This is a genomic window from Nonomuraea endophytica, from assembly GCF_014203235.1.
Taxonomy (GTDB): Bacteria; Actinomycetota; Actinomycetes; order Streptosporangiales; family Streptosporangiaceae; genus Nonomuraea; species Nonomuraea endophytica.
On the sequence record NZ_JACHIN010000016.1, the window covers coordinates 1 to 11864 of the forward strand.

Here is an 11864-nt window from a genome sequence, read left to right on the forward strand (position 1 = left end):
CCGGCCAAGGTCACCCGCTCGGCGCTGCAGAACGCCGCCTCCATCGCGGCGCTGTTCCTGACCACCGAGGCCGTCATCGCCGAGAAGCCGGAGAAGAACCCGGCTGCCCCGGCTGGTGGCATGCCCGGCGGCGACATGGACTTCTAAGTCCAGCCATTTCGCAAAGAGGGCGTCTCCCGGTTCGGGGGGCGCCCTTTTCGCGACGCCCAAACGAGCCCCGCGCGCTTTTGCGCTCACCCGAAGGCGGGTCTTGACCGCGGCTGAGACCCTGGAAGGGTGAATGAGCCGATCAGCCAGGCACTAATCGTCTATCTGAGCGGCGGCACGAGTCCCTGGCCGCGAAAGGACCCGGCCGCCCTGGCGAAGTCGTTGGGCCCCGACCAGGCGGCCCAGGTGCTTCCCACGTTGGACGCACTGGCCGACGAGATGCTGAACATCCCGGTGAACTGGGAGAACCACACGCTGGAATCCGGAACGGCCCAGGCCGTATCCGAGATGCGCGCCCGTTACCCCGCACTCACCGACGAAGCCCTCCACGAACTCGGCCGGTACTACAGCTACAACTGGAAGTGATATTCGCCGGGAATTCTCTTGTCGGGATTAGCGGCGCTTTCGGTCTGCCGGCCCGGGGATACGGCGGCACGGCCGACGTGGTCCTGCTCAGGTGATCCGGCCCGAGGGCGCGCGGCGGGACGGACGGGTCATGGGCCGAGCGGGGTCAGGGTGGCGATCTTCCAGCGTGAGCCGGTGTCGATGAGCTGGTACATCAGCCGTTCCGTGGCACCGTTGCCGTGGTGCCAGGTGACGTCCGCCCAGATGCTGTGGGCGGTCTCCGCGACCACCGTGATGTCGGTGCTGGTGTCCTCGACGCCGTCGTACTGGCCCCAGGCTCCGGCGAAGAACTCCTCGGTCTGCTTGGCGTCCGACACGACGACGGACTGCCCGGGAAACAGGATCAGGGCGGGCACCGCGTACATGGCGGCCACGGCCTTCTCGTCGCGGGCGAGCAACGCGCGGGAGTATCGGTGGAAGAAGTCGAGCACCAGGTCGTTGTCGGTCATGGGCTTCACGCTAATCAGCAACCCTGACAAGCCCGTGTCGTGGTTACGCTCTTCTTCATGACATCGGCGGCCTCGCGAGACAATCATCTGACGGTACGCCGCGTCGAGCGCCAGCAACACCTCATCGAACGGCTCCACGCCAGCGCGGACCGGGTCACCGTCGGCACGCTCGCCCACGACTTCGGCGTCTCGGAGCGCACCATCGCCCGGGACATCGAGCGGCTGCGGCTGTCCGGAGTGCCGGTGGACGTCGCGCCGGGCCGGGGTGGCGGGGCCGTCATCGTGCGGCGTGCCGACATCCCGCCCATCGCCTTCGACCTGAGGGAGATCGCCGCGCTGATCTCCAGCCTGACCGCGCTCGGGCCCACGGCGAGCGAGTCCGCCACGTCGGCCATGCGCAAGCTCACCACCGCGCTCACGGGCGCCTGACGGTCCTGGGCCGGCGGTCGGCGGCGCTCACAGGTGTTTGATCCAGCGGGCCCATTCGGGCTGGCGGGTGTAGCCGGCGGCCGACCAGGCGTGGTGGGCGAGGGTGTTGTCGTGCAGGACCATGGCGTCGGCCCGGAAGGCGCCGAACGCGGCGAAGCGGGCCTCGGCGGCGGCGAGCAGCGTGGTGCCGATGCCCTTGCGGCGGTGGGAGGGGTGGACGGCCAGCCGGTACAGGTGGGCCCGCCAGCCGTCCCATCCGGCGATGAGGGTGCCGACCAGCTCGCCGTCCAGTTCGGCCAGCAGCAGCGACTCGGGGTCGCGGGCGATCAGGGCTTCGACCTTGGCGGGGGAGTCGTGGCGGTCGGTGCCTTCCGCGGCCTCTGCCCAGAAGTCCAGGACAGCCTTGATGTCGGATTGGTCGCCGTTTCTTACCTTTACCCCGAATTCGGCCATGGTTCTGGAAGGTATCAGGCGCGCAGGCCCGACAGCAGCGTGGCCGCGATGACGTCCGCCTCGGCACGGGCGGCGGCGGGGTCGTCGGCTTCCGCGATGGCCAGGGCCAGTTCGGTGATGGCGCCGAACAGGGCGCGGCCGAGCATCTGCACCGGGCGGCGGGTGAGGTAGCCCTCGTCCATCAGCGCGGTCAGGGCGTCGCGGAGCAAGCCGCCGAAGTGGCGGACGTCGAGCTCCTGCCAGCGTTCGTGGCCCAGGGCGATGGGGCCCTGTTTCAGGACGATCTCCCTGAACTCGGGCTCCCCGCAGGTGTCCAGGTAGGCGGACAGTCCGGCTCGTGCGCGGGTCTCGGGGTCTCCGGCGGCGGTGGTCATCGCCGTGGTGACGGCGCGGACGGCGGTGTCCTCCAGCTCTTCGAAGACGGCCTCGAACAGGCCCTGCTTGCCGTCGAAGTGGTGATACAGGGCGCCGCGGGTCAGGCCCGCCTGGCGTACCAGTTCCTCTGCCGAGACGGCGGTGTAGCCGCGTTCGGCGAAGACGCGGCGGCCGACGTCGATGAGCGCCTGGCGGGTGGTCTCCGCGTAGAGCTCGCGCCGGGTCTTGACGGCTGTCATGCGTTATGGATATCACATACAACATGAATGTCAGATACAGCGTGGATGTGGCTGTCGTCGGCGCCGGGCTGGCGGGGCTGGTGGCCGCGCGGGATCTGGTGCGCGCCGGGCACGACGTGGTGGTGCTGGAAGCGCGGGAGCGGGTCGGCGGGCGTACCCTCAACGGCGAACTGCCGGGCGGCGCGGCCATCGAGCTCGGCGGGCAGTGGGTCGGGCCCGGGCAGGATCGGGTGCTCGCGCTCATCAGTGAGCTTGGGCTGACCACCTTTCCCACCCATCACCAGGGCAAGCGGGTGGCCGAGCTGGTGGGGCGGCGCGTGGAGTACACGGGGCGCATTCCGCGGATCGGGGCGCTGGCGCTGGCCGACCTCGGGCGGGCGCAGCTCGCGCTGGACCGGGCGGCCCGCCGTATCCCGCTGGAGGCGCCCTGGACCGCGCCCGACGCCCGCGAGCTCGACGCGCAGACGTTCGCGGCCTGGATGCACGCCCGCACCCGCACCAAGAGCGGCCGCGCGATGGTCAGGCTGGTCACCGAGGCGATCTTCTCGGCCGAGCCGGAGGAGATCTCCGCCCTGTGGGCGCTGTATTACTTCGGTTCGGGTGGCGGCTTCGACGCGCTGACCGAGGTCAGGGGCGGGGCGCAGCAGGACCGCGTCGCGGGCGGCTCGCAGCGCGTCGCGCTCGCCGTCGCCGCGGAACTGGGCGACCGGGTACGGCAGGCCGAACCGGTCACCGACATCACCTGGGACGACGACCAGGTCGTGCTCCGCACCCCGGGGACCGAGACCCGTGCCAGGCGGGCGATCGTCGCGGTGCCGCCGCCGCTGGCCGGACGGATCAGGTACAGCCCGGGGCTGCCCGGCGACCGTGACCAGCTCACCCAGCGGATGCCGATGGGCCGGGTCATCAAGGTACATCTGGTCTACGGGGCCCCGTTCTGGCGCGAGGACGGCTACACCGGGGAGGCCAACAGCGACGTCCGCGCGCTCGGCACCGTCCTGGACAGCACCCCGCAGGGGGACGGCGGCCCCGGGGTGCTCACGGGCTTCTTCGAGGGCGCGCACGCCGACGCGGTGGCCGGCCTGAGCGTCGCCGAGCGGCGCGGCCGGGCCGTGGACGACCTGACCGTCTACTTCGGCCCTGTTGCCCGGTACGCGATCGACTACATCGAGCTCGACTGGGCCGCGGAGGAGTGGAGCCGGGGGTGTTACGGGGCCTTCGCCGCGCCGGGGACCCTGACCCGGTTCGGCCCCGCCCTGCGCACGCCCGTGGGGCCGTTGCACTGGGCGGGGACCGAGACCGCCGTCCGCTGGGCGGGCTACATGGACGGCGCCGTCGAGTCGGGCCACCGGGCGGCAGCGGAGGTCGCCAAGGCCCTGGGCAACACCGCCCAGACCGACAAGGCCGACCAGAGCGACCAGACCGCCTAGACCGTCGGAGCGGTGGTATGCCTGGATCGCCAGAGGTCGCGGCAGGACTGGATCGCCAGCCACGGCGGCAAGGGCCGTGGCGGGAGGGTGGGATCGCCAGAGGTGACGGGGAGCGGCTACATCGCCAGAGCGGCGGGGAGCGGCTTGTCGTGCAGGACGGTCAGGGAGGTGACCGCTCGGGTGAGCACGACGTACAGGCGGGCCAGGCCCCTGGGCTCGGCGGCGACGATGTCCGCCGGCTCGACCACGATCACGTGGTCGTACTCCAGGCCCTTGGCCAGGGTCGCGGGGATGACGAGCAGCCGGTGTTCCTGGTCGGCGGCGTCGGGGTCGAGTACGGCGTGGCCGATGCCTTCCAGCGCACCGGAGACCTGCCCCACCAGCGCGTCCGGCACGATCACGCCGATCGAGCCCTCCCTGGACAGGGTCGCGCGGACCGCCTCGGCGACGGCGGCGCCGGGCTGGACCGACAGGGAGCCGAGGCCGGGCCGGAGCGACTGCGGCGGGGCCAGTCCGGGGGCGACGGACGGCAGGAGGCGGGCGGCGTAGTCGAGCACCTCGCGCGGCACGCGGAAGCCGAGTGTCAGCTCGGTGACCTCGCCGGAGTCCTGGCCGAGGTGCCGGAGCACGGCTTCCCACGAGGTGGTGGACCAGGGTGTGGTGCCCTGCGCGAGGTCGCCCAGGACGGTGGCTGAGCCGTTGCGGCAGCGGCGGCCGAGGGCGCGCAGCTGCATCTCGGACAGGTCCTGCGCCTCGTCCACGACGAGGTGGCCGATCGAGGAGGTGCGTTCGATGAGGTCGCCGAGCTCGTCGAGGAGCGCGGCGTCGGCCGCCGACCACTTCGCGGACTTCCATCCACGGTACGGCTTCCGCCAAAGCAGCATTTCCTGCTCGCCAGGCGAAATGTCGGACTTGGCGCATGCCTTGGCCAGGAACTCGGCGTCCGACAGCAGCCGGAACAACACCTGGGCGGGCGTCACCTTGGGCCAGACCGCGTCCACGAGCTGCTTGACCGGCTTGGACCGCGCGACGGAGTCCTGGACCCGGTCGTCGGGGGAGTCGCCGCGCTGCTCCATGCGTACGAGCACCTGGTGGGCAAGTCGCTGCGCGAGCGCCGCCCGGCCGGGGCCGTAGCGGGTGGTGCCGCGCAGGGAGGCGACGATCTCGCGCACCTCGTAGTCGGCCACCCGGAAGCGGTGGACGCCGGCGGTGTAGACCAGGCCCTCCTCGGGCTTGCTGATGTGCAGCCAGAGCGCCCGCTCCAGCACCGCGGCCATCCGGGCGTCGCCCTTGACCGCGGCGACCTCCGGCTCCTCCGGCGCGTTGTAGGCGCCCAGCAGGTCGGCGACGGTGGTCTGGTCGACCTTCACCTCGCCGAGGGCGGGAAGGACGGAGGAGATGTAGGACAGGAACGCGCGGTTCGGCCCGACGATCATGACGCCGGAGCGGGCCAGCCGCTCGCGATGGGTGAACAGCAGGTAGGCGGCGCGGTGCAGGCCCACGGCGGTCTTCCCGGTGCCGGGCGCCCCCTGCACGCACACGGTCTGGGTCAGCGCGGCGCGGACGATCTCGTCCTGGTCGGGCTGGATGGTGGCGACGATGTCGCGCATCGGGCCGGTGCGCGGACGCTCGATCTCGTCGGTGAGGATCTTCGAGGGGCCCAGCTTGCCGCCCTGGTCGAGCGGCTCGTCCTCGTAGGCGGTCAGCGCGCCGCCGTGGTAGCCGAAGCGGCGGCGCCGTACGACGTCCATGGGGTCTGTGGGGCTGGCCTGGTAGAACGGGCGCGAGACCGGAGCGCGCCAGTCGATCACCAGCGCGCGGCTGGCGCCGTCGTGGACGTGCCTGCGGCCGACGTAGATGGTGCCGGGCAAGTCATCGTGTTCATGGTCGCGACCGCTTCGCTCCTCGTTGGCATCGCTCCGCTCGCTCTCTCGTCGCGAGCTCCTTCGCTCGGGGGCACTCCGGTCGAGGCGGCCGAAGAACAGCGGCGTGTCCGGATGGTCGGCGAGGGCGGCGACGCGCTGGTCGAGCAGCGACTGGAGGACCTGCTGCGAGACCCAGTCGCCGGCCGCCTCGGCCGACAGCGACTGCGCGTGCTCGCGCATCGCCTGCAGGGCCTTGCGGGATTCGGCCAGGTGAGACTGCTCGGCGGACAGAACGTCGGCTGGGTCGTCGGATATGTCGGGTGCCAGCTGGTGTGCGGGCATGCGAAAGCGCCCCCTGTCGGAGTGGTAACCGGTAGCGAATCGGTCAGTCTAATCGGGGAAACGGGAGGCATCCAAAGCATTTACGCGGGGTAGGGGGAGACCGTGGCACGTGTGCGGTTCGGCGTCTCCCCGATTGTCCCCACCATCGCGAGCTTTCTGCTCGCCGCGCTGTGGGGCCTGTCGGTCTTCGCGGGCTGGGGGACGGCGGCCTTCTGCGCGAACGGCGACGCCACGCAGTGCGGCCAGCGCCTCGACGCCGTCGCGGGATTGTCCGGGCTGTTCGCGATGCTCGCGGCGGTCTGTACGGCTGCCGCCTGGATCCTGCCCGCGGCCAGGAAGGACCATCGCACCTTCAACCTGTACATGGGCTCGGCCGTGGCCGCATGGGTGGTCGCCGAGGGTGTGCTCTTCCTGGGCGGCCTCCTCGTTGGCTAACTAAATCGCCAAAAAATCGGGCATTTCAGGTGGGAATGGGGGATCATCGGGTATGTCGCAGCTGGCGTGAAGTAGGCGACAGCGCGCAGGTGAGGGGGGTGGTTCGATTGTCGACGGCCCGCGGAGTTTCGTGGACCTGAGGTTTTGGGCAAGGCCCGGCTGCCGGAGCGGCCGGGCCTTCACACTTCCAGGACGTCGTCGGCGTCGATGATCTGGTAGGCGTAGCCCTGCTCGGCCAGGAACCGCTGACGGTGCGCCGCGAACTCCTGGTCGACGGTGTCCCGGCTGACCACGGTGTAGAAGCGGGCGCCGCCCCCGTCGGCCTTGGGCCGCAGCACGCGGCCGAGCCGCTGCGCCTCCTCCTGCCGCGAGCCGAACGTGCCCGACACCTGGATGGCGATCGCCGCCTCCGGCAGGTCGATGGAGAAGTTGGCCACTTTGGAGACCACCAGGACCTGGATCTCCTTGTCGCGGAAGGCCTGGTAGAGGCGCTCGCGCTCCTTCACCCGGGTCTCGCCCTTGATGACCGGCGCGTTGAGGTGCTCGCCCAGCTCGTCGAGCTGGTCGATGTACTGGCCGATGACCAGCACCTGTTCGCCCAGATGTTTCCTGACCAGCGCCTCGGTGACGGTCGTCTTGGACGGCGTGGTGGCGGCGAAGCGGTACTTCTCGTCGGACTCGGCCATCGCGTAGGCCAGCCGTTCCTCGTCGGACAGCGTGACCCTGACCTCGACGCAGTCGGCGGGCGCGATCCAGCCCTGGTTCTCCATCTCCTTCCAGGGCGCGTCATAACGCTTGGGGCCGATCAGGGAGAACACGTCGCCCTCGCGGCCGTCCTCGCGCACCAGCGTCGCGGTCAGCCCCACGCGGCGGCGGGCCTGCAGGTCGGCGGTCATCCGGAAGATGGGCGCGGGCAGCAGGTGCACCTCGTCGTAGACGATCAGGCCCCAGTCGCGCGCGTCGAACAGCTCCAGGTGGGCGTAGACGCCCTTCCGCTTGGTCGTCATCACCTGGTAGGTGGCGATGGTGACGGGGCGGATCTCCTTCTTGGTGCCGGAGTATTCGCCGATCTCGTTCTCGGTCAGCGACGTGCGCTTGATCAGCTCGGTCTTCCACTGGTGGGCGCTGACCGTGTTGGTGACCAGGATCAGCGTGGTCGCCTGGGCCTGGGCCATCGCGGCCGCCCCGACGATCGTCTTGCCGGCGCCGCAGGGCAGCACGACCACCCCGGAGCCGCCGTGCCAGAAGGCCTCGGCCGCGTCCTTCTGGTAGGAGCGCAGCGACCAGCCGTCCTCCAGCAGCGAGATCGGGTGCGCCTCGCCGTCGACGTAGCCGGCGAGGTCCTCGGCCGGCCAGCCCAGCTTGAGCAGCGCCTGCTTGACGTTGCCGCGGTCGCTCGGGTGCACCACGACCGAGTCGGCGCCCATGCGCTCGCCCAGCATCGGCTGGATCTTCTTCGAGCGCAGCACCTCTTCGAGCACGGCCCGGTCGGTCGAGGTCAGGACCAGGCCGTTGACCGGGTCCTTCTCCAGCCGGAGCCGGCCGTAGCGGGCCATGGTCTCGGCGATGTCGACCAGCAGCGCGTGGGGGACCGGGTAGCGGCTGTGGCTGATGAGCGCGTCGATGACCTGCTCGGCGTCGTGACCGGCGGCCCGCGCGTTCCACAGCGCCAGCGGCGTGACGCGGTAGGTGTGCACGTGCTCGGGCGCGCGCTCCAACTCGGCGAACGGCGCTATCGCCTTACGGCACGCGCCCGCGTCGGCGTGGTCGACCTCGAGCAGCAGCGTTTTGTCGGATTGGACGATGAGCGGGCCGTCGTTCACAAATCCCCCTTCGATGGCTACCGCCTATCCAACACAAAGAAGCGGCGGAACAGTCCCCGAACTGGGAATCAGCCGTTGTCGTCCAAGTATCCGGCGAAGCCCAGGAACAGGAAACCGCCGATCGTCACCAGGAATCCGGCGCCGAACAGGACCCACGCCCAGACCAGCTTGCTCCTGGCGTTCTCCGGCTCGGTGTCCACCTTGCCGAGGCCCAGGCCGGCCATGATCGCGCCGGCGATGGCGACGAAGTTGCAGCAGGTGACGATCGCGATGAGGTTGAGGACGAGCGCGACGATGGCGCTGGTACGCAGGCCGTCGTTGCGCGGCTGATGGGGCGGCGGGTAACCAGGTCCGTACCCGTAGCCGGGAGGTGGCTGTTCGCCGTATGGCGCGCCGTACGGCTGATAGGGATCGCTCATAGCACCTCCAGATTTATCACGATGTCGCCATAGATCTGGTCGCTTGGACGCATCTAGAGAGGCGAGACATGAGGAGGGCAGGTGCATCCGGATGACCGCCGAGGCTTCACCCAGTTCGTCGCAGCACGCTCCGACAGCCTGATCCGGCTGGCGTACGTGCTCACCGGCGATCAGCACTCCGCCGAGGATCTCCTGCAGACGGCGCTGATCAAGACGGCCGGGCGCTGGCGGGGCATCCGCGGCGACCCGGAGGCGTACGTCCGCCGGGTGATGTACCGCGAACAGGTGAGCGTGTGGCGCAGCGCGCGCTGGGGGCGCGAGCGCGTCGTCGAGAAGCCGCCGGAACGCGCGACCGGCGACGCCACCGCCGAGGTGGACGAACGGCTCGCGCTGGAGCACGCCTTACGGCAACTGCCGCCGCGCAAACGCGTGGTCCTGGTGCTGCGCTACTTCGAGGACCTGCCCGAGTCGGAGGTCGCACGGATCATGGGCTGCTCGGTGGGCACCGTGCGCAGCCAGGCCCATCAGGCCGTCAAGCGCCTGCGGGCCCTCGTCGGCGACCGCGTCAACCAGGAGGCCTGAACGATGGCAGTGGACGAACGCACGATCGGCGACGGCCTGCGCCGCCTGGCCGGGCGGGCAGAGCCGGTGGACGGGGAGATGATGGCGGCCCTGGTGCTGCGCTCGGCGGGGCGGCGGCGCCGTACCGGATGGGCGGTGGGGGTGGCCGGGACGGCGGCGGCGCTGGCCTTCGGCGCGGTGGCGGTGACGAACCTCCCCGACCCGGGCGACCGGACGGTCGCCGAGGTCGACCCGACCTTCACCGGGCTGACCCTGGCGCCCACGCCGCCGCCGGCCACGGCGCCGCCGATCGAGGGGTTGCCGGCCAACACGCCCGAGCAGTTCCGGCAGGTGCGCGACTGCATGCCGCAGGGCGGGCCCGTGCACGGCATGGACGGCGAGCGGCGCGTCCCGCAGCACGGGGTCGCCGAGGACTTCAGGCTGCTGGCCGAGTCGCGCGACAAGCTGGGCGTGACCCAGCTGATGGGCAGCAGGAAGGGGCTGGTGCTGTGCACGCCGGGCGTGCTCGACGTCAGCTACCCCGAGCGGCCGATCTTCACCTACTGGGGGCACGAGGAGCCGGGCAGCCTGGCCTTCGACGGGCCGCTCGCGGTGGACGTCCACGGCACGCAGACGCAGTCGGAGGTCAATCCGGGCACGGACGGCGACCCGGTGTTCATGGTGGTGGCCGGGCGGGCGGCCGAGCGGGTGCGCCGGGTCGAGATCGCCTGGGCGAGCGGGCAGCGGATGGAGGCGAGCCTCTCCGGCGGCTTCTTCATCGCCAGGACGCGGGTCACGAAGCGGAGCGCGACGCTCCCCAAGGTGGACGTCACGGCCTACGACGCCGACGGCAAGGTGCTCGACGCGCGGAAAGGGCTGGAGAACCTCTTCCCCGGCGCCCTCGACGTGGACGACTAGAGCCTGCCCCGCAGCTCCTTCCTGTCGATCTTGAGCACGCTGGTGACCGGGATCGTGTCGACGAAGTGCACCTCGCGCGGGTATTTCACCCGGCCGACCCGGTCGCGTACCCACCCGATGAGCTCCTCCTCCGCGAGCTCGGCGCCGGGACGGAGCTGGACGAACGCGACGACCTCCTCGCCGTGGCGCGGGTCGGGGCGGCCGACCACCCCGGACATGACCACGTCCGGGTGCCGGTTGAGCGTGTCCTCGACGTCGCGCGGGAAGACGTTGAAGCCGCCGCGGATGATGAGGTCCTTCTTGCGGTCCACGACGTAGAGGTAGCCGTCGTCGTCGAGGCAGCCGATATCGCCGGTACGCAGCTCGCCGTCCACGATCGGGGAGCTGAGGCCGCCCCAGTAACCGAGCATCAGCGACGAGCCGCGGATACAGATCTCGCCGATGTCACCGGACTCGACGGGTTCGCCGGAATTGTCGCGGATGGTGAGCGTGTAGCCGGGCAGCGGCAGTCCGACGCTGCCGATCCGCCGCCGGCCGGGTGGGTTGAACGTGGTGACCGCGCTGGTCTCGGTCATGCCGTAGCCCTCAAGGATCTGCGTGCCCGGCATCCGGCGCTCGAACTCCAGCAGCGTCTCGCGCCCGAGCGGGGCCGCGCCGCAGGTGAGGAAGGCCAGGTCGGGCAGCGGATGCTCGTCGAGCGGCTCGGCCAGCAGCATCTGGATCATCGAGGGCACGACGGTGCCGAACTGCGCGCGCTGCTCGGCCGCCAGCGCCAGGAACGGCTTGGGCTCGAACCAGCGCATCAGCACGGCCTGCTGCGGCTCGTCGGCGTGCATCTCGGCCACGGTGATGATCAGGCCGTAGGCGTGGGAGAGCGGGACGGGCACGATCGCCCGGTTGAGCCCCTCCTGGTGGGACATGGCGAAGGCGTCCTTGGCGACCTGCCACAGGCCGCGGTGGCTGAGCTTGACGCCCTTGGCCCGCCCGGTGGTGCCGCCGGTGTACATCAGCGCCGCGAGATCCCCGGGATCCACGGAGACGGGCCCGTGCTCGGGTGCCTGCGCGAGCTCTCCGAACTCCCCCGTGTCCAGAAAAATCCGCACTTCATCGGGTACGGCCAGCCGCACCGTCTCCACCAACTCCGGCGACGTCACCACAGCCACCGCGCCGCTGTCGGCCAGGATGTGGCGCAACTCCTCCGGGCCCACCAGGAACACGATCGGCGTGACCACCGCACCGGCCGCCCATAACGCCTGGTAGACGACGGCCACGTCGGGACTGGTCGCCATCATCACGGCCACCCGGTCGCCGGGCCGTACCCCCGCGGCCACGAACCCGCCGCAGACCCGCCTGGCCCGCGCGGCGAGCGTGTGACGGCGGTGCCACGCACCGTCGTAGAACACCGCGTCGTAGTCGCCGAAGCGCTCCCACGACTCCTCTGCCAGCCTGCCCAGCGTCTGCTCGGTCACAGGATCAAGCTGATGCGGTCAACGCCCGGTAGTCAAGTCTCAGGG

Annotated in this window: 13 protein-coding genes; 6 read left to right on the forward strand and 7 right to left on the reverse strand. The window is 70.7% G+C overall.

Annotated features, from left to right (window positions below; all coding sequences use genetic code 11):
* The first annotated feature begins 276 nt into the window (after nt 1-276).
* Complete coding sequence (locus tag HNR40_RS42670) at nt 277-573, forward strand: hypothetical protein (protein WP_184971977.1); 297 nt, start codon at nt 277-279, stop codon at nt 571-573.
* 128 nt (nt 574-701) lie between these two features.
* Here the strand turns inward: HNR40_RS42670 and HNR40_RS42675 are convergent, their stop codons facing one another.
* On the reverse strand, nt 702-1061 hold the full coding sequence (locus HNR40_RS42675; RefSeq protein ID WP_184971979.1) for a DUF6841 family protein: 360 nt from the start codon (nt 1059-1061) through the stop codon (nt 702-704).
* A 57-nt stretch (nt 1062-1118) separates the two neighbouring features.
* Here HNR40_RS42675 and HNR40_RS42680 point away from each other — a divergent pair, with 57 nt between their 5' ends.
* Nucleotides 1119-1490 (forward strand): helix-turn-helix transcriptional regulator, encoded by a 372-nt coding sequence (locus HNR40_RS42680; protein ID WP_184971981.1) that lies wholly within the window; start codon nt 1119-1121, stop codon nt 1488-1490.
* 27 nt (nt 1491-1517) lie between these two features.
* On the opposite strand, the gene HNR40_RS42685 is transcribed toward HNR40_RS42680, so the two are convergent.
* A complete protein-coding gene (locus tag HNR40_RS42685) occupies nt 1518-1943 on the reverse strand; it encodes a GNAT family N-acetyltransferase (protein WP_184971983.1) in 426 nt (141 codons plus the stop codon).
* A gap of 14 nt (nt 1944-1957) precedes the next feature.
* Entirely contained in the window at nt 1958-2557 is a 600-nt protein-coding gene (locus HNR40_RS42690; protein ID WP_184971986.1) for a TetR/AcrR family transcriptional regulator, read from the reverse strand.
* Nucleotides 2558-2580: 23 nt separating this feature from the next.
* Between HNR40_RS42690 and HNR40_RS42695 the strand changes: the two genes are divergently transcribed.
* Nucleotides 2581-3987, forward strand: a complete 1407-nt coding sequence (locus HNR40_RS42695; RefSeq protein ID WP_184971988.1) for a flavin monoamine oxidase family protein — start codon at nt 2581-2583, stop codon at nt 3985-3987.
* A 116-nt stretch (nt 3988-4103) separates the two neighbouring features.
* On the opposite strand, the gene HNR40_RS42700 is transcribed toward HNR40_RS42695, so the two are convergent.
* Complete coding sequence (locus tag HNR40_RS42700; RefSeq protein ID WP_184971990.1) at nt 4104-6194, reverse strand: HelD family protein; 2091 nt, start codon at nt 6192-6194, stop codon at nt 4104-4106.
* A gap of 102 nt (nt 6195-6296) precedes the next feature.
* Between HNR40_RS42700 and HNR40_RS42705 the strand changes: the two genes are divergently transcribed.
* Nucleotides 6297-6629: a hypothetical protein gene (locus HNR40_RS42705; RefSeq protein ID WP_184971992.1), complete on the forward strand. Its 333-nt coding sequence runs from the start codon at nt 6297-6299 to the stop codon at nt 6627-6629.
* Nucleotides 6630-6808: 179 nt separating this feature from the next.
* Here HNR40_RS42705 and HNR40_RS42710 read toward each other — a convergent pair whose 3' ends face one another.
* Together HNR40_RS42710 and HNR40_RS42715 are read right to left on the reverse strand one after the other, a co-directional pair.
* The gene (locus tag HNR40_RS42710; RefSeq protein WP_184971994.1) at nt 6809-8452 is read right to left on the reverse strand and encodes a DNA repair helicase XPB; all 1644 of its coding nucleotides are present in this window, start codon (nt 8450-8452) and stop codon (nt 6809-6811) included.
* Nucleotides 8453-8520: 68 nt separating this feature from the next.
* A complete protein-coding gene (locus tag HNR40_RS42715; protein ID WP_184971996.1) occupies nt 8521-8871 on the reverse strand; it encodes a hypothetical protein in 351 nt (116 codons plus the stop codon).
* Nucleotides 8872-8952: 81 nt separating this feature from the next.
* Here HNR40_RS42715 and HNR40_RS42720 point away from each other — a divergent pair, with 81 nt between their 5' ends.
* Nucleotides 8953-9453, forward strand: coding sequence for a SigE family RNA polymerase sigma factor (locus tag HNR40_RS42720; RefSeq protein WP_184971998.1), 501 nt, complete (start codon nt 8953-8955; stop codon nt 9451-9453).
* 3 nt (nt 9454-9456) lie between these two features.
* Nucleotides 9457-10350 (forward strand): hypothetical protein, encoded by an 894-nt coding sequence (locus HNR40_RS42725; protein WP_184972000.1) that lies wholly within the window; start codon nt 9457-9459, stop codon nt 10348-10350.
* On the opposite strand, the gene HNR40_RS42730 is transcribed toward HNR40_RS42725, so the two are convergent.
* Complete coding sequence (locus tag HNR40_RS42730) at nt 10347-11819, reverse strand: class I adenylate-forming enzyme family protein (RefSeq protein ID WP_184972002.1); 1473 nt, start codon at nt 11817-11819, stop codon at nt 10347-10349. The genes HNR40_RS42725 and HNR40_RS42730 overlap by 4 nt on opposite strands.
* Nucleotides 11820-11864 lie beyond the last annotated feature (45 nt).